Source organism: Streptomyces sp. NPDC058632 (assembly GCF_042717095.1).
In the GTDB taxonomy this organism is placed as follows: domain Bacteria; phylum Actinomycetota; class Actinomycetes; order Streptomycetales; family Streptomycetaceae; genus Streptomyces.
This window is the reverse complement of record NZ_JBHXQZ010000003.1, coordinates 1-24,144: the sequence shown is the minus strand read 5'-3', so window position 1 is coordinate 24,144 and position 24,144 is coordinate 1. Positions and strand designations below refer to the sequence as shown.

The following is a 24,144-nucleotide window of genomic DNA, read 5'->3' as shown; positions in this document are numbered from 1 at the left end:
GGGGTGTCCGTGTCCTCGGCCGCCGTCGTCGCTCGTCGCGCAGGTACGGGAGTCGTCCTCGCTGCGCGTCCTGGACGGCGACGACATCGTCTACGTGGCCCGCGTCCCGACCCGGCGCATCATGAGCGCGGCCATCACCGTGGGCACGCGTTTCCCCGCCCACGTCACCTCGGTCGGCAGGGTCGTGCTCGCCGATCTGCCGGACGACGAGCTCGACGCCCGGCTGGACCGCGCCGACCTGCGGCCGAACACCTCCCGGACCCTCACCTCGCCGCGCGCGCTGCGCGCCGAACCGCTCCGGGTCCGCCGGCAGGGCCACGCACTGGTCGACCAGGAACTGGAAGAGGGCCTGCGGTCGGTCGCCGCCCCGGTGCGGGGCCGGGACGGCACGGTGGCGGCCGGCGTGAACATCGCCGCGCACGCCGGCCGCGACTCCGTGGAGTCCGTCCGCCGCGACCTGCTGCCGCACCTGCCGGCGACCGTCGCGCGGATCGAGGCGGACCTGTGGATCACCGGCCCGGCACGAGCCGCCTCCCACGGAAACGAGGCCGGGAACGGGGCCGAGCAGTGAGCACGGTCGCCCCGCCTCACCGCCCTCCCGCTCCGGCGCCGGGCCTCGGGCCCGACTCCGGTGCCACCAGGTGCCGTACCTCGTGCGGGATCACCGCCCCCACCACCGCGTCGTAGCCGGGCCGGGCCCGCAGCCGTCCGGCCCGGTGCGGCGGGGCTCCCCACGGCTTTCGCGGCCCGGTGACGAGGACCCTGTCGCCGGGGCGGACGGCTGCGGACCGGCCGCGTACCCCCAGGGGCGTACGCGGCCTCGGGCGCCGGGGCGCGGCCCGCCGCCGGGCGGAGGGAAGGCGCAGTCGGCACGGCCCGCCGGTCCCGGCCGTCGACCTGCCGGGAGGGCCGGGGCGTTCTAGGGTGGACGGCACCGCGCCACACAGCGACCGGGAGCTCTCATGCGTCTGTCCATCGAACCCAGGCACGTGGCACCCCGTCTGGCCACGGGGGCGTTCATCCTGAACTCCGGACTGTCCAAGCGGGACGTCGACGAGGAGACGGTCGCGCAGTTGCACGGGATGGCCAGGAACACCTACCCGTTCCTCGAGAAGGTGCAGCCCGCCGCCTTCGCCCGGCTGCTCTCCGCCGGGGAGATCGCGCTGGGCGCCGCCCTGCTGCTGCCCGTCGTCCCCACGGCCGTGGCCGGTGCCGGGCTGGCCGCGTTCTCGTCGGCGCTGCTGGGGATGTACCTGCGGACGCCGGGGATGCGTGAGGAAGGCAGCCTGCGGCCCACCCAGGAGGGACTCGCGCTGGCCAAGGACGTCTGGATGCTCGGCGTCGGAGTCGGGTTCGTCGTCGACGAGTTGACGCGCGACAGGCGCTGACCGGGCCGGTGGCCGGCCCTGGGTCCGGCCCTTTTCCGCGGCTTTGCCGTGCAGCCGTCTACGCCACGTCGGCCGGGTGGCCCGGTTCGGGCTGCCGATGCCGATGCCGATGCTGGAGCCGGTGCCTGCGCCGTGGCCGGGGTACGAGGCCGGTGGGTTCGGACGGCGCCGCCGGTCCCGGACGCAGGGTGAGGACCACCGCGGCCACGGAGTGCTCGGTCCCGGGGGGTTCGGTCCCGGAGTGAGCGGCCTCGGAGCGATCAGGCACGGGGGAGGCCGCCGCAGGGTGCACTCCGGGGTGCTCGCCGGGCCGCGGGCGTGGTGTCGCCCGGGTCAGGAGGATCACGCCCCATGACGCGAGTGCCGCACCGGTCAGTGCGAACAGCACCCCCGCCGGGCCGCCCCGGAACCGCTCGCCGAGCAGACAGAGTCCGATCACCGCGGCGGCCACGGGGTTCGCCAGGGTCACCACCGCGAGCGGGGCGCCCAGCCCGCTGCGGTACGCGGTCTGGGACAGCAGCAGCCCGCCGGCCGCGAACACCGCGACGAGCAGGGCCACCCCGATCACCCGGACGTCCAGCAGCGGACCCGAGCGGTCCGCCACGGCCACCGTCACGGACTGGGTGAGCGCCGACGCCACCCCGGAGACGATGCCCGACGCGGTCGCGTGCCGCAGCCCGGGCCGGGCGCCGGGCCGCGACAGTACGCCGATCAGAGCGGCCGTGGCGCCCGCGACGAGCAGCGCCTCGGACACGGACAGCGTGCCCTCCGGCGCCGGCCCCGACGCGGTGACCAGGATCGCCGCGAGACCGGCCAGGGTGAACGCCGTGCCCCGCCACTCGGCGCGCCCCACCCGCCGCCCCGCGATCCACGCCCCCATCGGCACGGCCACGACCAGCGTGAGCGCGCCGAGCGGCTGGACCACGGTCAACGGGCCGTACGCGAGCGCCACGACGTGCAGCAGCGCGCCCGCGGCGTTCAGCACGACCGCCCACCGCCAGGCGCCACTGCCCAGCAGCCGCAGGGCACCGGTGCCGGGGGACCGTGACGCCAGCCGTTCCTGCGCGACCGCGGCGGCCGCGTAGGCGACGGCGGAGACGAGGGACAGGGCGACGGCGACGAGGACCGCGCTCATCGGCGTACCCCCACGAGTTCCTCGTCCACGGACCTCGCCCCGTCCGCCGCGCCCCCTTCGTCCCTTTGTGCCGGCACGGCCGGCACCGCCGACGGCCGGCGGGCATGGCGGGGGAGGCGCAGGGCCGTCAGGGCGGCGCCGAGCAGGGCGGCCGCCACGATCGCGTCCAGCCAGAAGTGGTTCGCCGTACCGACGATCACCAGCAGTGTCAGCAGCGGATGCAGCAGCCACAGCCACCGCCACCGCGAGCGCGTGGCGACGACCAGGCCGATCGCCACCATCAGCGCCCAGCCGAAATGCAGCGAGGGCATCGCCGCGAACTGGTTCGACAACGTGTCGGTCTGCGGAGGCCCGTAGACCGACGGCCCGTACACCCGCGCGGTGTCCACCAGACCGGTGGCGGCGAGCATCCGGGGCGGCGCGAGCGGGAACGCCAGATGCAGCACCAGGGCCGCGGCGGTGACCGCGGCAAGTATCCGTCGCGCCCACACGTAGTGCACCGGACGGCGCAGGAAGAGCCAGATCAGAAGGGCGGCGGTGGCCGGGAAATGGACGGCCGCGTAGTAGGTGTTCGCGAGGTGCACGAGGCCGTCGCCGTGCAGCAGCAGGGACTGCACCGCTCCCTCGCCGGGCAGACGGAGTGCCCGTTCCAGCTCCCACACGTCGTGCCCGTTGCGGAGGGCGGCCCCGGAGTGGCCCGTAGCCAGCCGCCGGCCGAACTTGTAGACGAGGAAGAACCCCACCACGAGCAGGAGCTCACGGAGGAGGGGTGGGCGCGCCGGTGCGCCGGACGCCGACGGCGGGTCGGTCCTCGCCGGTGGCGGCTCGCTCGGTGGCTCGCTGCGGGCATTCATCCCCCGGCCCTTTCGCCGACGCTGGTTCTGTGGTGGTGCTGGTGGCACGGGTGGTACCGGGTTGCGCTGTGGTGTCGAGCCTCAGCGGTACGAGTTCGATTCGACACGAGACCGTACCGACACGAGACCGTACCGACACGTAAGCGTACCGATACGATGTCGTACCGATACGTCAGTGTACCGATACGGCACGGTTCCGGTACGCTGGCGTATCGATGGGTGGGGGCATGCCGGGAGCCGGCACCCCGGAGGACCCGCCCCGGAGAGCCCACCTTCAGGACAAGGAGCCGAGCCGATGACGTCGCAGGCCGCGGACCGGCCGGAACCGGCCGGCAGCTCGCGCCGCTCCAAGATCACGCCTGAGCGTGAGCGGGAGTTCTTCGACGCGGTTCTGGAACAGATCCGCCAGTGCGGCTACGACGCCGTCACCATGGAGGGGGTCGCCGCCCGGACGCGGTGCAGCAAGTCCACGCTGTACCGGCAGTGGCAGACCAAGCCCCGGTTCGTCGCCGCGGCCCTGCGGTCCAGCGGGCAGGCGCGCTTCGCCGGCATCGACACCGGTACCCTCGCCGGGGACCTGCGCGAGGCAGCCCGGAGCGCGGGCGCGTGGTCGGCGAAGGACACCTCGCTGTTACAGGCACTCGGACACGCGGTCACGCAGGACCCGGAACTGGCGCAGGCCCTGCGCGAAGCGCTGGTCGAACCGGAGATCGTCGCACTGAAGGCGATCGTGCGCCGCGGGGTCGAACGCGGTGAGGTCCCCGCGGACAACCCCGCGCTGGCCTACATTCCGGCCCAGTTCTTCGGCGTGCTGCGGGTGCGGCCCCTCCTGGAGGAGGAGAACGCGGACCCGGACTACCTGCTCCGGTTCGTGGAGGCCGCCGTACTGCCGGCACTCGGCCTCGAATGAGACCAGGGCCGCCGCTCCCGGACGACCGGGCGGCGACCCGACCGCGCCGCACCGTGGGGACGGGGGCGGCGCGCACCACCGGCCGGGTGGGGCTCCCCTTGAGCGGAGGGGGACCCCACCCGGCCGTCGTTTCCATGGCCGGACGCCCAGGCGGACGCCGAGGAGGACGTCACGGCGGTGGGCTCAGACGTCCTGGCCGGTGCCGCCGCCGCTGCCCTCCGCCTCCTCTATGCCCTTGGTGATGTCGTCGAGGACGGACTGCTTCTGGTCCGTGTCCACACCGAAGCGGACCACGACGATCTGCTCCGGCTGCGCGGGGGAGGGGAAGGCCAGCGACTGGACGTACCCGTCGGACCCCTTGCTGGTGACCGCCTTCCAGCGCACCAGGTAGCCCTTCTGCCCGGCGACGGTCACCGCCTTCGACTCGAGGACCTCGTGCGAGCTGATCTTCCCGTAGGAACCGCCGCCGTACGACTCCTCGGCGTTGGCGGAGATGTCCGCCTTGGCCACCTCCTCCGCGGTGGAGCCACGGGTGCCGAGCGCCAGCGCCGGTGCCGAGTACGCGCCGCCCTTGGTGCAGGTGCTGGAGGTGTCGCCGGGGCAGTCGTACGTGTCCTCCGACATGATCTGGGCGCCCGCCTGGCCCTCCTGGCCGTACCAGCCGTCCGGGATGGGCAGGCTGATCCCGCTCAGTCCGTCGGTCACCGACCCGCTCTCGACCCGCGGGGGCTCCGAATCGTCCGGGCCGGGGCCCCCCTCGCCCTCCTCACCCGGACCGCGCTCCGTGTCCCCGCCCGGCCCGCCGTCCCGTCCGCCCGGTGCCTGCGAGGCGGTGGAGCTGTCGCTCCCGCCGTCGTCGGTCAGCGCGTACACGCCGACCCCGATGCTCGCCAGCACCGCGACGGCCGCCGCCACGGCGATGCCGATGCGCAGTCCGCGCCCTCGGCCGGAGCCCGAACCGGACTGCACGACCCCGGGATACCCGGGATGCGCCGGGTACGCGGGATACGTCGGCTGGGTCGGCCGGGTGGAATACGCCGGGCCCGGTATCGGAGGGCCCCAGGCGGGCGCCGATCCCGCCGGCCGGACCTGGTCCGTCCAGGCAGTGCCGTCCCACCAGCGCTCGGAGGCCGGTCCGTCATTCGTCTGCCCGGGGTCGGGATACCACCCGGGAGGAGTCGCCTGCGTCATGCCCCCACCGTATGAGGCGTCGGTGAAAGAGGGATGAGAGAGGTCCGTATATCCGGGATTCCGAGGTTCCCCGGGCCCTCGCGGGCTCCCGCGTGTGCGCCCGTGCGGGCCCGCGAGCCCGAACGGGCGGGCGGCAGGGTGTCCGACTCCCGGGAACCCGTCCCCGGAGAGCCTCGCCCCGAGGTCCCCGTCCCGAGGTCCCCGCCCCGCCTCCCGCCCCTGCCGAAACGATCCGACGCACCATCACCCGCCCCCACCGTGAAAGGCGTTGACCGTCGGGGCCCTGGTGAGCGGTAGGGTGCGTCGACCTCTGTACCCGGTGTCACCCGTCACGGCAAGAGCCCGGCCGGTACCGCTCCGTCGGGGCCGCCGGAGGACTACGCTCGACGTCTGTACGTCGTTCGGGCGACTTGGGGAGGTAGTGGGATGACGGAGGTACGGCCCACGGCATCGGCCTCGGCCTCTCTCTGGGAGCGGGACGAGGAGGTGGCCGCCATCACCGCGGTGGTCGACACCCTGTGCACGGACCGCTCCTCGCCCGGCAGCCTGCTGGTGCTGCGGGGCGAGGCGGGGCTCGGCAAGACCGCACTGCTCGCCGAGACCCGGCGCATCGCCGAACAGCGTGGCTGCACCGTGTGGTCGGCCCGCGGCGGCGAGACCCTGCGCACCGTCCCGTTCCACGTCGTACGCCAACTCCTCCAGCCCGCGCTGGTGTCGATGGCGCCGGAAGAGGCCCGCGAGTACCTCGGCGACTGGTACGGCATCGCCGGCCCCGCCCTCGGCATAGCCGAGCCCGGCGACCGGCACGCCGACCCGCAGGGCGTCTGCGAGGGCCTGGTCGCCGCCGTGCGCCGGCTGGCCCGCCGGGACTGGCCGCTGGTGCTGACGATCGACGACGCCCACTGGGTCGACCAGGAGACCCTGTACTGGCTCTCCGTCTTCGCGAAAAGCCTGGCGGACCTGCCCGTTCTCGTCGTGGTCGCCCGTCGGCCCGGCGAGATCTCCGGGGTGAGCGCCCGCCACCTGGACGCCGTCGCCGAGGCGGCCGGGTACCCCGTCACCGTTCTCAGCGCTCTGACCCCGCCCGCCGCGGCCGGCCTCACCCGCGCCACCCTCGGCGAGCACGCGGACGACGCGTTCTGCCGCGAGGTGTGGGCCGTCACCGGCGGCAACCCCTACGAGACCGTCGAACTGCTCGCCAAGGTCCGGGACAGCGCACTCGAACCCGTCGAGGCGCACGCCGGTGAACTGCGCGACCTGAACCGCTCCGCCCGCGGCGGCGGACTCGTCACCCGGCTGGAAGAACTCGGCATAGACGCCACCCGGTTCGCCTGGGCCGCCGCCATCCTCGGCAGCGACATCACCGTCGGCCTGGTGGCCGAGCTCGCCACCCTCGACCACGCCGACGCCGTCCGCTGCGCCGAACGCCTGCGCACGGCCCGCATCCTCACCGCACCCGAACCCGGGGCCGGCCGCAGCGGACCCGCCGACCTCGAGTTCGTCCACCCGCTGATCGCCACCGCCGTCTACAACTCCATCCCCGACGCGCTGCGCCGTGCCATGCACGGCATAGCCGCCCGGATCGTCACCGACTCCGGACGAGGCGCCGCGGCCGCCTCCCGCCACCTCCTCGAAGTGCACCCGGACGACGACGAGGAACTCGTCCGGCAACTGCGGGACGCCGCCGGTGAACACCTCGCCGTCGGCGCCCCGGACGCCGCCCGCCGCTGCCTGGAGCGAGCCCTCGGGGAACCGCCCCGCCCCGAGGTCCACGCGCGCGTGCTCTACGAGTTGGGCTGCGCCACCTTCCTCACCGCGCCCGCCCGGACCATCGGCCATCTGCGGACCGCGCTCGGCATGTCCGGCCTCGACGGGGACGCGCGGGTGGACGCCGTGGTCCGGCTCTCCCAGGCGCTGATGCACAACAACCAGATGGAGGAGGCCGTCCGCACCGTCGAGGCGGAGACCGCCCGGCTGGAGCCCGGCGCCGCCCGTATGCGACTGCAGGCCGTGCAGTTCATGTGGGAGGGCATCCACGCCGGCGAGACCACCGCCCCCGGCCGCTCCGAACGCCTCGCCGCCCTCGCCGCCACCTGCACCGGCCGGGACAACTCCGAGCGCGCGCTGCTCATTCTGCGTGGCTTCGACGCCATGATGCGCGGCGAGAACGCCGAGGAGGTCGCCGCGATCAGCGACCGCGCCGTCGTCAACGGCCGTCTCGCGCCCGGCCTCGGCTGGACCGACGCCGAGTGGGGCGTCGAACTGCTCCTGATGCTCGCCAGCACGTACGCCTACACCGACCGCCTCGACCGCGCCGAGAGCCTCTACACCGAGGCCCTGCGCTCCTACGAGTCGGCGGGCTGGAGCGGCGGCCACCTGGCCCTCGCCCACGCCTACGTCGGTCTCGCACACCGCAGGCGGGGCCGCCTCGCGGCGGCGGAGAAGTCGCTGCGCGAATCCCTGAGCCTGGCCGAACGGGTGGGCCGCGGCCTGCCCCTGTACTGGACGGCGACCTGCAACCTGGTCGACACCCTGCTCGTCCGCGGCCATGTGGACGAGGCCTGGGAGATCGCCGAACGACACGGGTTCACGCCTCCCTACCCGTCCACCATCGTGCTGCCCGACCCCCGCTCGGTGCGCGGCAGGCTGCTGCTCGCGGTCGGCCGTACGAAGGACGGCATCAACGAACTGGAGGCCGCCGAGAAGGCGGCGGCCTCCCGCGGCCACCACAACCCCGTCCATGTCTTCTGGGCCGCCGACCTCGCACGCGCCCTCGCCACCGAGGACCCGGCCCGTGCCGCCCGGCTCGCCGTCGAGCACCGCCGCCAGGCGGAGCGCTTCGGCACGGACACCGCCATGGGGGAGGCCCTGCGCTGCGCCGCCGCCCTGGAGACCGGTCGGCGGGCGGTGCGGCTCGCCGCGCAGGCCGCCGCCTACCTGGAGTCCTCACCCTGCCAGTACGAACACGCGGCGGCCCGCGTCGAGTACGGCATCCTCGCCCGCTCCCGGACCGACCTGGAGCGGGGCCTGGCCCTCGCCCGCTCCTGCGGTGCGGACGGCCTGGCCGCCCGCGCCGAGGCCGAACTGACCGCGGTCGCCGGCCGGACGGCGACCGCGGACCGGGCCGTGATCCCCGGAGGAGTCCCGGACCACCGGCCACGGTGACCCCCGGGCCCGCAGCCGATGGGCGCCGCCCCACTCGACCACCGACCGGCGCGCGTGCTCCCGGGCGGGGCGACCCATGGCGACGGCCGCCCCGCCCGGAGCCCCGGCGGCAGCGGACCCGTGCCGGTGTCACCCACGGAAGGTACGGGCCGCCGGGGCATTCGCCGCGGTGTGGCTGCCGCGGTCCGCGCCCGCCTTCCCGTCGTCCACCGGCCCGGCCGCGGGTCACGACGCTGCGCCGGGCTCCTCCGTCTCCGCTTCCGTCTCCGCCAGGACCCGCTGGGCCGTGGCGAACGCCGAGTTGGCCGCCGGGACTCCGCAGTACACCGCCGTCTGCAGCAGGACGGCCCCGATCTCCTCGGGGGTGAGCCCGTTGCGCCGTGCCGCGCGGACGTGCATGGCCAGCTCGTCGTAGTGGCCGTGCGCGACCAGGGCGGTGAGCGTGATCATGCTGCGTTCGCGGCGGCTGAGCGTCGGGTCGGTCCACACCTCGCCCCAGGCGTAGCGCGAGATGAAGTCCTGGAACCGCGCCGTGAACGGCGTCTGCCGGGCCTGGGCCCGGTCCACGTGCGCGTCCCCGAGGACCTCGCGCCGTACCCGCATCCCGCTCGCCGCGTCCCCGCCGAAGTGCGCCCGCAGCGCCGTCAGCACCGCCTCTGGACGCTGCGCCGGCGCCAGATGCGAGGCACCCGGAATCTCCACGAGCGCCGCCCCCGGCACCGCGTCGGCGATCTCGCGCAGATGCGCCGGGGGCGTCGCCGGATCCTCCCGGCCGGCCACCAGCAGCGTCGGCGCCCCGATCCCGGCGAGGCGGTCCCGCAGATCGAACGCGGCCAGCGCGTCGCAGCAGGCGGCATACGCCCCGGGATCGGCGTCCCGGTGGTCGCGGACCAGCTCGGGCACCGTGAAACCGGGCGTGAACCAGCGGGAGTCCGCGCTCTTCGCGAGCCCCGCCAGGCCCTCGCTCCGCACCAGCGCCGCCCGCTCCTCCCACGCCTTCGCACCGTTGAAGTGCGCCGAGGAACAGATCACGGCCAGCGACGACACCCGCTCCGGATGCCGTACCGCCAGCTCCAGACCCACCGCCCCGCCCAGCGACACCCCCGCGTAGGCGAACCGCTCGATGCCGAGCGAGTCGGCGAGCGCGATCACCAGGTCCGCGAGATCGCCGACTCTCGCGCCGGGGCCGATCAGCCCGGCCGCCGAACCGCCGTGCCCCGGCAGGTCCCAGCGGACCACCCGGTGCACGACCGACAGCTCGGGCGCCACCTCGTCCCACAGGGCGTACGACGTGCCCAGTGAGGGGCCGAGCAGCAGCGGGGGAGCGGAACGGGACCCTTCGACAAGGTGGTTGAGGAGAGTGTCGGTCACGAGCGCTCCAGTGCACGGTCGGTGAGAGGTCCGGCGGAGCCGGTGTAACGGGCGGGGTCGGTCGCGGCGGCGAGGTCGAAACTCTTCCACTCCGGGCGCTCAGCCAACTCCGGTTCCGTGGAAAGCAGTTCCTCGAGCATCTCGCCGAGCAACGCCCCGAGGCCGCGGTTCTCCGCATACGCGCGCCGCGCCAGACCGGTGAGCAGCTCCTTCGCCCGGCCGCGCCCGAGGACGGGCGCCAGCTCGGCGGACAGCCGCTCGGAGACGATCAACCCGTGCGTCAGGTCCAGGTGTTCGCGCATGACGTCCGCGTGCACCCGGAGTCCTTCGGTGAGTTCGGCGGCGTTGCAGGCCGCGCCGCCGGCCAGGCGCAGCAGTTCCCGCAGCGGCTCCCACTCGGCGTGCCAGGCCCCGGCCGGCCGCTCGTCCTCGGCCGCCAGCGAGCCGTACAGCGTGGCCGCGAGCTGCGGGGCCTGCCGGGCCGCCGCCGCGATCAGCGTAGAACGCACCGGGTTGGCCTTGTGCGGCATGGCGGAGGACCCGCCGCCGCTGCCCTCGGCGACCTCCGCGATCTCGGTTCGGGAGTACGTGAGCACGTCCGCCGCGAGCTTGCCCAGCGCTCCGGCGGTGAAGGCGAGAGCGCCGGCGAGGTCGGCGACCGGGGTGCGCAGCGTGTGCCAGGGAAGAGCGGGCGGGCACAGCCCCAGCTCCCGGGCGTAGAGCGTGGGAAGCCCGGTCGGATCCGTCGCCCCGTACGCCGTGAACGCGGCCAGTGTCCCTGCCGCGCCGCCGAGTTGGGCGGGGAGCGTGACGCGTACGGCCGTCGCCCGGTCGCGTGCGTCGAGCACCAGGGAGCGCCAGCCGGCAGCCTTCAGCCCGAACGTCGTCGGCACCGCGTGCTGGGTCAGCGTCCGACCCGGCAGCACCGTGTCGCGGTGCTCGGCGGCGAGGCCGGACAGCGCCCGCTGAGCGCGGTCGAGGTCCTCGAGAAGCGGACCGAGGGCGCGGTGGGCCACCAGCATCAGCGCGGTGTCCATGATGTCCTGGCTGGTGGCACCCCGGTGCACATAGGGGCCGTAGGGCTCGCCCACCGCCCCGGTCAGATCCGCGACCAGCGGGATCACCGGGTTCCCGCCGCCCCGCGCCCGCTCGGCGAGGGAGGAGAGGTCGAAGCGCCCGGGGTCGGCGGCCGCCTCCGTGACCGCCGCGGCGGCCCCGGCGGGGGCGAGCCCGGCGGCCGCCTGCGCCCGGGTCAGCGCGGCCTCGGCGTCGAGCAGCGCCCGCAGGACGGCGCCGTCACCGGCCTCGGCGGCGGCCGGTGAACCGGCCCACCCGGGGGCGAGCAGGCCGGTGCCGGCATCGGCTGATGTCACGTGAACTCCAAGAAGACCGTTTCACCCTCACCCTGAAGACGGACGTCGAAACGGTATGTCCCCCGCCCCTCGTCCGCCGCGATCAGCGTGGCGCGGCGCTCCGTGTCGAGCCGGGACAGCAGCGGGTCCGCCGCGAGTGCCGCCTCGTCGCCCGGCAGGTGGATCCGGGTGAACAGATGCGTCAGCAGGCCCCGCGCGAACACGCACAGACTGAGGTACGGAGCGTGCCGCCCCCGTGCCCCCGGCCGCAGCGTGCGCACGTACCAGTGGCCGTCGGCGTCGGTCTGGATCCGGCCGAAGCCGGTGAACTCCACCCCGTTGCGGCCCAGGAAGTCGCCGCTCGCCGGGTCCCGCCGCATCGAGCCGTCGGCGGTCGCCGGGTTGCCCCGGGAGTCCGGCCCCCACACCTCCAGCAGCGCGTCCGGCAGCGGGTCGCCCCCGCCGTCGTACACGTAGCCGTGCACGGTGACGGTGTCCGGGTGGCCGAGCGGCGCTATGTCCTCGCCGCCGCGGAACGGCAGCGCGTACCCGTAGAAGGGGCCCACGGTGTGCGAGGGGGTGGGCAGCACGCTCTCCGGACTGCCTGTGTCGATCTTCGTCATGCCGGTCAGCGCCCTTCTTCCGTCCAGGTGGCCCGCGGCCCGTCGAGCACGATGTCCCAGTGGTAGCCGAGGGAGAACTCAGGCACCGACAGACTGTGGTCGTAGGTCGCCACCAGCCGCTGACGGGCCGCGTCGTCGGTCACCGACTGCAGGATCGGGTCGTAGGGGAACAGCGGGTCGTTCGGGAAGTACATCTGTGTCACCAGCCGCTGGGTGAAGGCGGTGCCGAAGACGGAGAAGTGGATGTGCGCCGGGCGCCACGCGTTGACGTGGTTGCGCCACGGATACGGGCCCGGCTGGATGGTCGTGAAGCGGTAGAAGCCGTCGGCGTCGGTGAGGGTGCGGCCGGCGCCGGTGAAGTTCGGGTCCAGCGGGGCGTCGTGCTGCTCCCGCTGATGGGCGTACCGCCCGGCCGAGTTGGCCTGCCAGACCTCCACCAGCTGACCGCGCACGGGACGCCCGTCCCGGTCGAGGAGCCGCCCGGAGACGGTGATCCGCTCGCCGACGGGCTCGCCGGTGTGCTGCCGGGTGAGATCGTTGTCGGTCCCGGTGACGTCACGTTCCCCCCAGGCGGGGGAGGACAGCTCCACCAGCTCGGGGTCCCTGGTCACGTCGACCGCGATCGCCGGCTGCCGGGGGTGGCGCAGCACCGACGAACGGTACGGCCGGTAGTCGCGGCGCGGATGGTGCTCGACAGGGGCGCCGCCCGCCACCCGCTTCTCGTACGCGGCGTGCTCGGCCGCGATCTCCTGGTCGATGTCGTGCTGGGTGAGAACGTCCGTCACAGAGGCCACCACCTTCATTAGTCAGGGCACTGAGTATTTTCGCAACAACTCCTTCACGCTGCCACCGTCGGGCGGGAGCGTCAATACCCTCGCTCTTCCTGCGCCGATGTCGTCATGGGTCGCAGACAGGGCCGGCCACGCAGAGGTATTGTTCAGTGCACCAACGAATCGGCAGCATCGGCAGCATCGGCAGCGAGGGGCGTACATGGCCGCGGTGGACCTCACCACGCATCCCGGGCACCTGGCCCGGCGGCTCCAGCAGGCGCACCACCTGCTGTGGAACACGATGGTGTCCGAGGAGATCACCTCCCCGCAGTTCGCGGTCCTCAACGCGCTCGTCGCCGAGCCGGGCCTGGACCAGCGGACCGTGGGGGAGCGGGTCGGTCTCGACCGGTCCACCATCGCCGAGGTGATCGGCCGGCTCATCCGGCGGGAACTGCTCGACAAGGTCCGTGACCCGCAGGACGGCCGCCGCTTCCTGCTCCGGCTCACGGACGGCGGCCTGCGCACCCACCGCAGGCTGACGGTGCGTACCGCCCGGATGAACCAGGTCTTCCTGGGCCCGCTGGACGCCGACGAGCAGGCCGCCTTCTTCGAGCTGATCCGACGGGTGGCGGACGCGGCCGAAGGGCTGCGCCGTCCCGGCGAGCCGGCGGCCCCGGCGGCCCGGTGACCCGGCGCCCGGGTGACCCGGCGCCCGGGTGACCCGGCGCCCGGGTGGGCCGGCGCCCGGGTGGGCCGGTGACGGTCCCCGCGCCGGTCAGGCGGTCTCCGCGTAGACCACCCACACCTGTCCCGGCGCGAAGTTCACCGGAGTGCCGTCGTCCGTCGTGAAGGCGGTGCCGTCCGAGGCGTCCGGGCGGCTCCAGCGGACGTCGTGGGCGCGCCCGTCGCGCAGCACGGTGGCCGTTCCGGAGCCCACCGTCTCGGTGTACGGCGTGTTGTTGCCCTGGGAGTCGTGGTAGCCGGACGGGCGGACGGTCACGTACTGCACGACGACGGTCGCGGGCGCCACCGGCTCGCCCCGCGCGGTGACCGTGGGGGTGCCGTCCATGGAGACCAGCCAGCGGTCCCGGGCGTCGGACCAGGTGAAGGTGAAGCGGGCCGCCGGATAGCGCACCGTACGCGTGCTCTCGGATCCGCCGCCCGCGGGCGGCGGGCCGTTGCGGAAGCCGGTGGTCAGCGAGGCCCGGCCGGGCGGGCCGTCCATGAACAGCCGGGGCTGGAGATAGAGGTTGTGCGGGGCGGACCGGGTGGCACCCCGGACGTAGACGTCCGCCTCCGCGCCGGACGTCCCAGGTGTCAAGGGCTCCAGCGGTGCCCGGTCGATCAGCGGCAGCAGCCTGCCCTGCGCCCCGGAGAACGCCAGAACCGGCCGGTCGAACTGGCGCAGCAGCTCCAGGTCGGCCTCCCGGGCACTGCGCACCGGTCCGACGGACTCGGGCAGCCGGGTGGCGTAGACCGCCATCAGCCGGCTCAGGCCGCCCTCGACCTGCTCCACGTACACCACGTCCGCCGACTCCAGGCCCGTCTGGGGCCGGGCCGCGGGGGCGTTGTCGATCTTCACCGCGAGGACCGCCGGGCGGCCGTCCCCGTCGGTCCCCTCCGTCCCGCCCGGCCGCGTTGTGCGGGGCGCTCCGCGTCCGTCGTCACCCGGACCGTTCGACGCCGTGCAGCCCGCCGCCAGACCGGCCGCCAGCAGTGTCGCCAGCAGCGTTCCCGCCGTCGCGACACGTCGTGTGTGCGCTCCTCGTCCCGTGCCCACCGTCGCCACCCTGCCTGCCCCACATCATCGGTTGTCTTGATTGTGCGCTTTTCTGATCGTCGGTGGCCATGCCTGATCGACGGTGTTCCCGCGCGGCGGCCTCCGCCGATCGGCTCAGCGGCGCGCGGTTCGGCGGGGAGCGCACGGGTACCCGGAACCCGCCGTACGGACGGCGCACCGGCCACGACGACGCAGGAAGCAGGCGGCGATGAAGGCAGTGACCTGGCAGGGAAAGAGGGACGTCCGCGTGGAGGACGTGCCCGACCCACGGATCGAGGAACCGACGGACGCCGTCATCCGCGTCACGTCCACCGGACTGTGCGGCTCCGATCTGCACCTCTACGAGGTGCTCACCCCGTTCATGACCCCCGGCGACATCCTCGGCCACGAGCCCATGGGCATCGTCGAGGAGGTCGGCGCCGGCGTACCGGACCTCCAGGCCGGTGACCGCGTCGTCGTGCCGTTCCAGATCGCCTGCGGCAACTGCTGGATGTGCCTCACGGGTCTGCCCACCCAGTGCGAGACCACCCAGGTCAGCGCCGAGGGCATGGGCGCGGCCCTGTTCGGCTACACCCGTCTCTACGGCGCGGTGCCGGGCGGCCAGGCCGAGTACCTGCGGGTCCCCCAGGCCCAGTACGGCCCGATCAAGGTCCCTGAAGGGCCGTCCGACGACCGGTTCGTCTACCTCTCCGACGTGCTGCCCACCGCCTGGCAGGCGGTGGCCTACGCCGACGTCCCGAAGGGCGGCAGCATCGCCGTGCTCGGCCTCGGCCCCATCGGCGACATGGCCTGCCGGATCGCCCGGCTCAAGGGAGCCGACCGGGTCTTCGGCGTGGACCTGGTCCCGGAACGGCTGCGCCGGGCCCGCGAACGGGGCGTGGAGACCTTCGACCTGCGCTCCTTCGACGACGAGAAGGAACTCGTCGGCGCGATCCGCGACCAGACCGACGGCCGCGGCCCCGACGCCGTGATCGACGCCGTCGGCACCGAGGCACACGGCAGCGCGGCGGCCCGCATGGTGCAGAACGCCGCGGCGCTGCTGCCCCGGAAACTCAGCGGTCCCCTGGCCGAACGCTTCAGCGTCGACCGGCTCGCCGCCCTGTACACCGCGATCGACCTGGTGCGCCGCGGCGGCACCGTCTCGATCTCCGGCATCTACGGCGGCTCGGCGGACCCCATGCCCCTGCTCACCATGTTCGACAAGCAGATACAGATACGCATGGGGCAGGCGAACGTGCGCCGCTGGAGCGACGAGATCATCCCCCACCTCACGGACGACGACCCCCTCGGTGTCGATGACTTCGCCACCCACCGCCTGCCGCTGTCGGACGCGCCCCGGGCCTACGACATGTTCCAGCGCAAGCGGGACGGCGCGGTCAAGATCCTCATGCAGCCGTAGCCGTAGCCGTAGCCGCGCGCTTCACCGGACCCGGCGGTCCGCCGTGCCCGCCCGAGTGTCCGAAGACGCCGGGTGAACCCCGGCGGGTACGGCCGGGGCGGGGCGGGGAGCCCCGGCCCCCCGCGCCCCCCCCCCGCGCCCCCCCGCACCCCCCCCGGGGCATCGGCGGGGTGTGACGGCGGGTGGGTGCCGCCCCCCCGTTTCACGGCAGTTCCCTGATCCGGACGTCCCGGTACGAGACCACGTCCGTCGTGCCGTGCACCTGGAGGCCGAGGTAGCCGGAGGCGAACCGCCGCCCGTCCGTGCCCGGGTCGTCCGAGCGCGGAGGGGTGAAGTCCTGACCGCCGGTGTTGTCGAACTCGTTGATCAGCACACCGTTGCGGAAGACCGAGTAGTGCTGGCCCTCCACCCGGATCTCGTAGTCGTTCCAGGTGCCCTTCTGCGTCACACCGGCGCCTGCCAGGCCCACCCGGTCGAAGCCGTAGACCGAACCCGTCTTGTACATGTCGCCGGTGGGCGAGTCGAACACCTGGACCTCGTGCCCGTACTTGATGGCGACCCACTCCGGCCGGGTCTCCTCCGGGTGGTCGTGGACCTGCGGGAACCGCACGAACACACCGGAGTTGGCGTTCCCGGTGCCCGGGGCGTCGTCACGCCACTGCAGCTTCAGCGAGAAGTCGCCGTACTTGCGCTCGGGGAACCACAGCATGCCGAGCCCGGACTTCGTGGTGCCGGAGGTGATCGATCCGTCCGGGTTCAGCGCGAACGAACCACCGCCCACCTGCTGCCACTTGGCGAACGCCTCCGCACTGCCGTCGAGGATCTTGCGGTAGCCGTCGGTCTGGCCCGGCTTGCCGATCCCGGACTGGCGGGCCGCCTGGTTGACGGCCCGGTACTCGCGCTGGTCGACGACACCTTCCTTCTTGAGCTTGTCCAGCACGCTCCTCACGTGCTTCAGGAACAGCGCGTGGGACGCCCACTCCTTCTCGTCCTCGATCAACTCGCCGATCCGGCACCGGTTGTTGGTGACCCGGTTGGGCACGCCCGAATCGACCTCGCCGACGATCACCGTCAGTCGCTCGTCGTACTCCGGGCAGGGTGGCGCGGGGACCTGGCCGGTCACGACGGTGAAGCTCACCGTGAGCGGTGCGGAGGTGTTGCCCGCCTTGTCGCTCGCCCGGTACGCCACGGTGTGCCTGCCCGCCCGGTCGACGACGACGGGCTCCGTGTACGCCAGGTAGGGCCCGGAGTCGAGCGAGTACTCGATACCGGCGACGCCGGAACCGTCGTGCCCGTCGGTGGCGCTGACGGTCACCTTCGCGCTGCCGACGTACGCCCCGTCGGAGTTCTTCGCGCCTTCGACGTTCACGCCCGTCACCGGCGGGGTGGTGTCCTGCGGGGGCGCGGGGACGACGGTGAACCCGACGCTCTTCTCCGCCGAGACGTTGCCCGCCTTGTCGGTGGCACGATAGCGCACGGTGTGGGTGCCGGCCTGATGCACCATCACCGGGCCGCCGTACGCCTGCCAGGCACCGTCGGCGCCGAGCGCGTACTCGATGGTGTTGACCCCGGAGCCCGTGTCGGAGGCGCTGACGGTGACGGTCGCCATGTCGATGTAGTCACCGTCGGCGTTCTTCTCGCCGTCCACCGTCGCCGAGGTCTCCGGTGCGGTGGTGTCGTCCGTCGGCGGGGCGACGACGGTGAACCCGACGCTCTTCTCCGCCGAGACGTTGCCCGCCTTGTCCAGCGCGCGGTAGCGCACCGTGTGCGTGCCGACCTGGTCGACGACCACCGGCGCTGTGTACGGCTGCCAGGCGCCGTCGGCGCCGATCGCGTATTCGATCCGGTCGACGCCCGAGCCCTCGTCGGTGGCCTCGACGGCGACACCCGCCGAACCGACGTACGCGCCCTCGGCGTTCTGCGTGCCGGTCACCTCGGCCGTCGCCTCGGGTGCCGTGGTGTCCTCCCCGCTGCCCTCGGTCACGACGAGGATGCCCTGCATCATGCCGTGGCCGGGGATCGTGCAGTGGTAGAAGTAGCGGCCCGGGGTGAGCGTGACCTCGGCGGTGTGCCGGCCGCCCTGGGCGTCACCGGGGTTGGCCAGGATGTTCAGCTGGACGTCGTCGTTGAACTCGGGGTCCGACGTGGCGAACGTCAACGTGTGCGGCATACCGGTGGTGTTGCCGGTGGCCACGCTGTTCTCGAAGACGATCGTCGCCGGTCCGGCCACCGCGGTCGCCGGTGCGGTGAGGTACTTGTCGATGTCGTTGCCCGCGGTCCAGGTGAGTACCTGGACCGCCGAGGCCCCGGCCTTCCCCGTCCGCCCGGCCTCCGGCTCGCCGGCCGCGGAGGCGGTCTGCAGGCCGAGCATCATGAGGAGGGCGGCCAGCAGTGCGGCCCAGACTCTTCGTTGCCTACGCATCACTGGTTTCACTCGGCCTTCCTCGCCAGCTGACCGGCGGCCGGGGTCGGGCCGCCGCCCGTGTAGGTGACCCGCCACAGAGCGGACTTGGAGTCCGAGGTGAAGAAGCCGCGGCCGTAGTCGAGGACGTACAGCGCGCCGTCCGGACCGAACTTCCAGTCCATCAGGCTCTTGATGCCGTCATTGCCGACCGGCACGATCTTCTTCAGCGACTCCGAGTGCACCGGCAGTCCGCCGTCGCCCTGCGTCTTCGGGTTCATGAGCACCGCGTTGCGCGGCTGGTCGGCGTCGTAGAAGTCGCCGACGAACCACTTGCCGTCCCAGTAGGCCGGCCACTTGGTGTCGCTGCCGCTCGCCTCGTCGAAGCGGTAGACGGGCCCGTTCATCGCGGCCTGCCCGCCGCCCTTGAGCCAGGGCAGCCGGTAGATGGCCTCGTCCTGCCGGTAGGACGGGACACCGTTCCCGTCCCGGGGGAAGTCCGGGCCGCCGCCCTGCGGCGAGTACCAGATGTTGTTGCCGGTCACCGGCGGCAGATCGACCAGGCCGTCGTTGTTCGGCGACTCGTTCTTCGGGTTGTCGCAGTCGTACCAGCCGAGCGGCTGCGACGGATCGGGAAGGTTCCGGTCCCGGTAGGGCTGCTTGTTGCCCATGCAGTACGGCCAGCCGCGGTTGGACGCCTTCGTGATCACGGCGAAGGTGTCGTACTTGGCCGGGCCCCAGGTCGTCGACGGCTGACCGGCGTCCGGGCCGACCCAGCCGGCGTAGAGCACGTCGGTCGCCGGGTCGACGGAGATGCGCGACGGGTTGCGCACGCCCATCACATAGATCTCGCCGCGCGTCTTGCCGCCGCCCTCGGCGCTCTCCTCGCCGGTGAACAGGTTGCCCTCGGGGAGGGTGTACGTGCCGTCCGGTTCCGGGTGGATGCGCAGGATCTTGCCGTTGAGGTTGTTGGTGTTGCCGGCCGTGCGGCGCGCGTCCGCGAAGGAGACGCCCTTGTAGTTCGGCTCGGGGTTGTTGCCCGAGTAACCGTCGCTGAAGCGACTGGAGTTGTTGTCACCGGTGGCGATGTACAGGTTGTCCTCGGAGTCCCAGGCCAGCCCGCCGCCCGCGTGGCAGCAACTGTGGATCTGCACCGGCCAGTCGAGCAGGACCTTCTCACTGGCCAGGTCCAGCTTGCCGGTGGACTCGTCGAACGTGAAGCGGGAGACCCGCCGGTCGGCCATGCGTTTGTCACGGTCGATCTCCGAGTGGGGCGTGTAGTGCAGGTACACCCACCCGTTCCGTTCGAACCGCGGGTCCAGCTCGATGCCGAGCAGCCCCTCCTCGGCCTTGACCAGTTCGTCGCCGCTGCCCTTGTTGCCGAAGACGGTCAGCGCCCCGGCGAGCGTGACCTTCCCGGTCCTGGGGTCGTAGACGTGGATCTCACCGGTGCCCTTGCCGATGTCCGGGTCGTTCCAGTCGGTGACCACGGGCTGCGAGGAGTCGGCGCCGCCGCGGCCGATGTAGAAGACGCGGCCGTCGGGGGCCGTGACCAGTCCGTGCGGCTCACCGATCTGGTCGTTCCGGCCCGGCTGGTTGGGCTGGGTCAGCCGCTCCGCGTCGTAGTTGCCGTCGATCGTCGCCTTGCAGTCGGCCTGCACCAGCCGACTGGTCCACAGCAGGGCGCCGCGCAGATGGTCGCGGAAGTCGGTCTCGTCGTACGACGAGACCGTGCCGCCCATGCCGGTGTAGAAGGACCGGCCGCCGTCGTAGTCGCGGCACCAGCTCACGGGGTGGTCCGCGCCGTTGGCGCTCGCCCCCGGCCGGTAGCTCGACTCGCGGACCCTGGCGACGGTGTGCACCTCGCCGGACGGGTTCTTCTCCCAGTTCAGCCATGTGTCGGGCCGCTTCCACTCCTGCGGCAGGCTCTTGGTCGCCGGGTGCTGCCGGTCGCCGACCTCGACGGTCGCCCGCTGCACGTTCGCCGGGCCGGCCGCGGCCGGGCGGGCGCCGATGAGACCGGTGAACCAGTCCGAGTACGGCTCCGCGCGGGCCGCGTCATGCACGCCGACGAACCCGCCGCCGGCCTCCATGTAGGCCTCCAGGCCCGCCTCCTGGGCCGGGTCGAGGACATCCCCGCCGCCGGTGAGGAAGACGACCGCGTTGAAGCGGCTCAGCCTGGTGTCGTCGGTGAACACCGAGGCGTCGTCCGTCGCCGTGACCCTGAACCGCTGGTTCTGCGGACCGGACAGCCCGATCTTCTCGATCGCCTCGATCCCGGCGTTCACCAGCGGCGACTCGTCGCCGGCCGCGGCGGAACCGTGGAACAGCAGTACCCGTACGTTCGCGCCGCCCGGGGGCGACTTGATCGACATCGTTGTCAGGGCCGGGTCGGGAGCCGGGCGCGCGGTGGCGGCGGGACCCGACAGCAGTCCGGCGGCGACGGCCCCGGCGGCGACGGTCGCCGCCCAGGCCCTTCGTCTCGTTCTGGTCGCTCTCGTGCTTCTCGTGCTCAACCCGTGCAAGCGCATGGGTCCTTGATGCGATGTGAACCGCACGTGGCCACCCACCCCTCCTCGGTCGCAGCAACAGCGTCAAGGAAGCTAGACCTCTTTGCGCCATACGCCAATACCTATGGCCGCAGTGAAACGAACTTTGTCCTGAGTGTGGATAAACGGAAGGGGGGCCGGTACGGTTTCCCAGGTTCATGACAGCCAGCTCATGGCCGTCGTACAGCCATCGTGCTCACGCCTCTCGATCATCGGCCCCATCACGTTCCGTACCAGTAGGGGGAGTTCGGCATGGACAGACGCGACTTCAACCGACGGGTGCTGCTGGGCGGAGCGGTCGCCGCGACATCGTTGTCCCTGGGATCCTCCGAGGCGGTGAGCGCGCCGGGACCGGCGAAGACCGCGCCCGCCGGCGGCGAGGTCAGACGCATCAAGCTGTACGCCGAGCGCCTCGACGGCGGAAGGATGGGCTACGGCCTGGAGAAGGGCAAGGCGTCCGTCCCCGGCCCGCTGATCGAGCTCAACGAGGGCGACACGCTGCACGTCGAGTTCGAGAACACCATGGACGTACCGGTGAGCCTGCACGTCCACGGCCTGGACTACGAGATCTCCAGCGACGGCACCAGGATGAACCGCAGTGACGTCGCGCCCGGCGGCACCCGCACCTACACCTGGCGCACCCACAAGCCCGGACGGCGCCCGGACGGGACCTGGCGGTCGGGCAGCGCCGGCTACTGGCACTACCACGACCACGTCGTCGGCACGGAACACGGCACCGGCGGCATCCGCAACGGCCTGTACGGCGGGGTGATCGTGCGGCGCAGGGGAGACGTGCTGCCGGACCGCACGCACACGATCGTCTTCAACGACATGACGATCAACAACAGGCCCGCCCACACCGGCCCCGACCTCGAGGCCACCGTCGGCGACCGCGTCGAGATCGTCATGATCACGCACGGCGAGTACTACCACACCTTCCACATGCACGGTCACCGCTGGGCCGACAACCGCACCGGCATGCTCACCGGACCCGACGACCCGAGCCAGGTCATCGACAACAAGATCGTCGGTCCCGCGGACTCCTTCGGCTTCCAGATCATCGCGGGGGAGGGGGTGGGAGCGGGCGCCTGGATGTACCACTGCCACGTCCAGAGCCACTCCGACATGGGCATGACCGGGATGTTCCTGGTGAAGAAGCCGGACGGCACGATCCCCGGCTACGACCCGCACGAACACGACCACGGTCGGGAGCCCGCCCCGGAGAAGGGCGGAAGCGGGGAACACGAGCACTGACGGCGACCAGGGGCGCGGGCCACGGGACACGGGCGTACCGCGGGGCGGCCCCTCGGCGAGAGCGCTCTCACCTCCCGGGACTCCGGGGCTATCCTGATCGGCAGCCGCTGGTGAGGAGTCCCCGACGTGACCGAGACAGTGCCGCGCCCCACCCTGGAGGCCGTGGCCGCGCGGGCCGGGGTCTCGCGGGCCACCGTCTCCCGCGTGGTCAACGGCGCCGACGGCGTCACCGAACCCCTGGCCGAGCGCGTCCGGCGGGCGGTGGAGGAACTCGGCTACGTGCCCAACCAGGCCGCCCGCACCCTGGTGACGAACCGGCACGACGCCGTCGCCGTCGTCGTCGCCGAACCCGAGAGCCGCGTCTTCGCCGACCCCTTCTTCGCCCGCCAGCTGCGCGGCATCAGCAGGGAGCTGACCGCGCACGACAACCAGCTCGTGCTGCTGCTCACCGAGGGCCGCCACGACCACGCCCGCGTCGCCCGCTACCTGGCCGGCGGCCATGTCGACGGCGCGCTGGTCTTCTCGCTGCACCTCGACGACCCGCTGCCCGAGCTGATCCAGCGCGCGGGCGTCCCGGTCGTGTTCGGCGGCCGGCCCGGCTGGTCCGGTGGCGGGAACGGTGTCGTCTACGTCGACAGCGACAACCGCGGCGGCGCCCGCGACGCCGTGCGGCACCTGCTCGGCCTCGGCCGCGGCCGGGTCGCGCACATCACCGGCGCCCTGGACCAGACCTCGGCCGTGGACCGGCTCGACGGCTACCGGGACGCCATGGCCGACGCCGATCCGCGGCTCGTCGCGGAGGGCGACTTCACCCTGGCCGGCGGCGAGCGGGCGATGCGGGAGCTGCTGGAGAACTGCCCCGGCCTGGACGCCGTGTTCGCCGCCAACGACCTCACCGCGGTGGGAGCGCTGCGGGTGCTGCGCGAGCACGGGCGCCGGGTGCCGGACGACGTGGCGGTGGTCGGCTTCGACGACATGCTGCCGTTCGCCGAACAGGCCGACCCCCCGCTGACCACCGTCCGCCAGGACATCGAGGAGATGGGCCGGCTCATGGCCCGGCTCCTGCTGCGCGGCCTCGACCGCACCACCGCCGCGCACGAGACCGCGGGCGGCGCCCCCTCCGGCGTGATCTTCCCGACGACCCTGGTGCGCCGCGCCTCCGCATGAGGTCCGGGCGCCGGGGCCCCTGCCCCCGACGGCGCCTGCGCGTGCCCGTGCCCCGACGTGAAACACTCCGCGCGCCGCCGTGCGTTCCGGCGCCGGTGCGGGCATCGTTCGTGCGGACGGACGGACGGTCGGACGGACGGCGAGGGCGCGGGCATGGGCGTCCGGGTGCGGGCCGGAACCCCAGGCGCGGGGAGCCGCGTTGATCCCGCGTTGATCGAACGTTTTTCGCCGCCCGGCACGCTGTCGGGCATGCACATCGACACCATCGCGTCGCCCGACCTCGCGTGGCAGGAGGAGGCCCTGTGCGCGCAGACCGGGGGAGACTTCTTCTTCCCCGAGCCCGGCAGCTCGGTCCGTGACGCCAAGCGGATCTGCGGTCTGTGCCCCATCCGGGCCGCCTGCCTCGACTACGCCATGAGCAACGACATGCGCTTCGGCGTCTGGGGCGGACTCTCCGAGAAGGAGCGGCTGGAGCTGCGCCGTCCGTCCCGGTAACAGACAGCGGGTGCGGACGAGGCCGTTGGGGCCTGTCCGGCGGATCATGCCGAAGACGCGGGGTCCGGCACACCCTCCCCCGAGCTCTTCGAGCAGAGGGTGCGCCCAGCGGCGTTGTCGTCGCTTGCCGGCCCCCGGCCCGGCTCCGCTCGAGCGGGGAGGGGCCCCACGCGTGGGAGGGGCCCCGGCGTGTCGGCTGCCCCTCCGCCTCGTGGCTGGACGCACCAGACCCCGCGCTCGCGCCGGCCGGAAAGACGCCGCCGGTCACCTCCGACTTGACCCGCCGGCCCCCGGGGACGACGGCCGGCGGGGCAGACGGCGGCGGGCCGCCCCGTCCGCC

At 73.1% G+C, this 24,144-nt stretch carries 18 protein-coding genes and 1 pseudogene; 9 read left to right on the top strand and 10 right to left on the bottom strand.

The genetic code is table 11. The features are described 5' to 3' along the window. Positions 1 to 31: 31 nt before the first annotated feature. Positions 32 to 571 (top strand): annotated as a pseudogene (locus tag ACFWVE_RS02155) (IclR family transcriptional regulator C-terminal domain-containing protein); the annotation flags it as partial. A 391-nt stretch (positions 572 to 962) separates the two neighbouring features. Beyond that, the gene (locus tag ACFWVE_RS02150; protein WP_384007381.1) at positions 963 to 1,388 is read left to right on the top strand and encodes a hypothetical protein; all 426 of its coding nucleotides are present in this window, start codon (positions 963 to 965) and stop codon (positions 1,386 to 1,388) included. A 58-nt stretch (positions 1,389 to 1,446) separates the two neighbouring features. Here the strand turns inward: ACFWVE_RS02150 and ACFWVE_RS02145 are convergent, their stop codons facing one another. Beyond that, positions 1,447 to 2,523, bottom strand: a complete 1,077-nt coding sequence (locus ACFWVE_RS02145) for a hypothetical protein (protein WP_384007380.1) — start codon at positions 2,521 to 2,523, stop codon at positions 1,447 to 1,449. Then, positions 2,520 to 3,377, bottom strand: coding sequence for a phosphatase PAP2 family protein (locus ACFWVE_RS02140; protein ID WP_384007378.1), 858 nt, complete (start codon positions 3,375 to 3,377; stop codon positions 2,520 to 2,522). Before ACFWVE_RS02140 ends, ACFWVE_RS02145 begins: the two co-directional genes overlap by 4 nt. Positions 3,378 to 3,672: 295 nt before the next feature. On the opposite strand from ACFWVE_RS02140, the gene ACFWVE_RS02135 reads away from it, so the two are divergent. Continuing rightward, positions 3,673 to 4,287 (top strand): TetR/AcrR family transcriptional regulator C-terminal ligand-binding domain-containing protein, encoded by a 615-nt coding sequence (locus ACFWVE_RS02135; protein ID WP_384007376.1) that lies wholly within the window; start codon positions 3,673 to 3,675, stop codon positions 4,285 to 4,287. A gap of 183 nt (positions 4,288 to 4,470) precedes the next feature. On the opposite strand, the gene ACFWVE_RS02130 is transcribed toward ACFWVE_RS02135, so the two are convergent. Continuing rightward, positions 4,471 to 5,478: a DUF2510 domain-containing protein gene (locus ACFWVE_RS02130; RefSeq protein ID WP_384007374.1), complete on the bottom strand. Its 1,008-nt coding sequence runs from the start codon at positions 5,476 to 5,478 to the stop codon at positions 4,471 to 4,473. Positions 5,479 to 5,904: 426 nt separating this feature from the next. Between ACFWVE_RS02130 and ACFWVE_RS02125 the strand changes: the two genes are divergently transcribed. Further along, on the top strand, positions 5,905 to 8,643 hold the full coding sequence (locus ACFWVE_RS02125) for an ATP-binding protein (protein WP_384007373.1): 2,739 nt from the start codon (positions 5,905 to 5,907) through the stop codon (positions 8,641 to 8,643). 225 nt (positions 8,644 to 8,868) lie between these two features. On the opposite strand, the gene pcaD is transcribed toward ACFWVE_RS02125, so the two are convergent. The 4 genes from pcaD to pcaH are packed head-to-tail and all read right to left on the bottom strand — an operon-like array spanning position 8,869 to position 12,792. Continuing rightward, positions 8,869 to 10,014, bottom strand: a complete 1,146-nt coding sequence (pcaD, locus tag ACFWVE_RS02120) for a 3-oxoadipate enol-lactonase (RefSeq protein WP_384007371.1) — start codon at positions 10,012 to 10,014, stop codon at positions 8,869 to 8,871. Next, complete coding sequence (gene pcaB, locus ACFWVE_RS02115; protein WP_384007369.1) at positions 10,011 to 11,387, bottom strand: 3-carboxy-cis,cis-muconate cycloisomerase; 1,377 nt, start codon at positions 11,385 to 11,387, stop codon at positions 10,011 to 10,013. The genes pcaD and pcaB overlap by 4 nt, the downstream gene beginning before the upstream one ends. After that, positions 11,384 to 11,989, bottom strand: a complete 606-nt coding sequence (pcaG, locus tag ACFWVE_RS02110; RefSeq protein ID WP_384007368.1) for a protocatechuate 3,4-dioxygenase subunit alpha — start codon at positions 11,987 to 11,989, stop codon at positions 11,384 to 11,386. Before pcaG ends, pcaB begins: the two co-directional genes overlap by 4 nt. 5 nt (positions 11,990 to 11,994) lie before the next feature. Continuing rightward, on the bottom strand, positions 11,995 to 12,792 hold the full coding sequence (pcaH, locus tag ACFWVE_RS02105) for a protocatechuate 3,4-dioxygenase subunit beta (RefSeq protein ID WP_384007366.1): 798 nt from the start codon (positions 12,790 to 12,792) through the stop codon (positions 11,995 to 11,997). A gap of 187 nt (positions 12,793 to 12,979) precedes the next feature. Here pcaH and ACFWVE_RS02100 point away from each other — a divergent pair, with 187 nt between their 5' ends. Further along, positions 12,980 to 13,447, top strand: coding sequence for a MarR family winged helix-turn-helix transcriptional regulator (locus ACFWVE_RS02100; RefSeq protein ID WP_384007364.1), 468 nt, complete (start codon positions 12,980 to 12,982; stop codon positions 13,445 to 13,447). Between the two features lie 87 nt (positions 13,448 to 13,534). Here the strand turns inward: ACFWVE_RS02100 and ACFWVE_RS02095 are convergent, their stop codons facing one another. Then, positions 13,535 to 14,548: a DUF3048 domain-containing protein gene (locus tag ACFWVE_RS02095; RefSeq protein ID WP_384007362.1), complete on the bottom strand. Its 1,014-nt coding sequence runs from the start codon at positions 14,546 to 14,548 to the stop codon at positions 13,535 to 13,537. 199 nt (positions 14,549 to 14,747) lie between these two features. Between ACFWVE_RS02095 and ACFWVE_RS02090 the strand changes: the two genes are divergently transcribed. Next, positions 14,748 to 15,938 (top strand): zinc-dependent alcohol dehydrogenase, encoded by a 1,191-nt coding sequence (locus tag ACFWVE_RS02090; RefSeq protein WP_384007360.1) that lies wholly within the window; start codon positions 14,748 to 14,750, stop codon positions 15,936 to 15,938. Between the two features lie 202 nt (positions 15,939 to 16,140). Here ACFWVE_RS02090 and ACFWVE_RS02085 read toward each other — a convergent pair whose 3' ends face one another. Next, positions 16,141 to 18,360: an OmpL47-type beta-barrel domain-containing protein gene (locus ACFWVE_RS02085; protein ID WP_384007358.1), complete on the bottom strand. Its 2,220-nt coding sequence runs from the start codon at positions 18,358 to 18,360 to the stop codon at positions 16,141 to 16,143. Positions 18,361 to 18,368: 8 nt separating this feature from the next. Further along, complete coding sequence (locus ACFWVE_RS02080; RefSeq protein WP_384007356.1) at positions 18,369 to 20,870, bottom strand: ThuA domain-containing protein; 2,502 nt, start codon at positions 20,868 to 20,870, stop codon at positions 18,369 to 18,371. A gap of 270 nt (positions 20,871 to 21,140) precedes the next feature. On the opposite strand from ACFWVE_RS02080, the gene ACFWVE_RS02075 reads away from it, so the two are divergent. From ACFWVE_RS02075 to ACFWVE_RS02065, 3 genes are all read left to right on the top strand, one after another. Next, positions 21,141 to 22,142 carry a multicopper oxidase domain-containing protein gene (locus tag ACFWVE_RS02075; protein WP_384007354.1) on the top strand — a complete coding sequence of 334 codons (1,002 nt, stop codon included), beginning with the start codon at positions 21,141 to 21,143 and terminating at the stop codon, positions 22,140 to 22,142. Positions 22,143 to 22,268: 126 nt separating this feature from the next. Continuing rightward, positions 22,269 to 23,309: a LacI family DNA-binding transcriptional regulator gene (locus ACFWVE_RS02070; RefSeq protein WP_384007352.1), complete on the top strand. Its 1,041-nt coding sequence runs from the start codon at positions 22,269 to 22,271 to the stop codon at positions 23,307 to 23,309. Between the two features lie 249 nt (positions 23,310 to 23,558). Continuing rightward, positions 23,559 to 23,804 carry a WhiB family transcriptional regulator gene (locus tag ACFWVE_RS02065; RefSeq protein WP_384007350.1) on the top strand — a complete coding sequence of 82 codons (246 nt, stop codon included), beginning with the start codon at positions 23,559 to 23,561 and terminating at the stop codon, positions 23,802 to 23,804. The last annotated feature ends 340 nt before the right edge of the window (positions 23,805 to 24,144 follow it).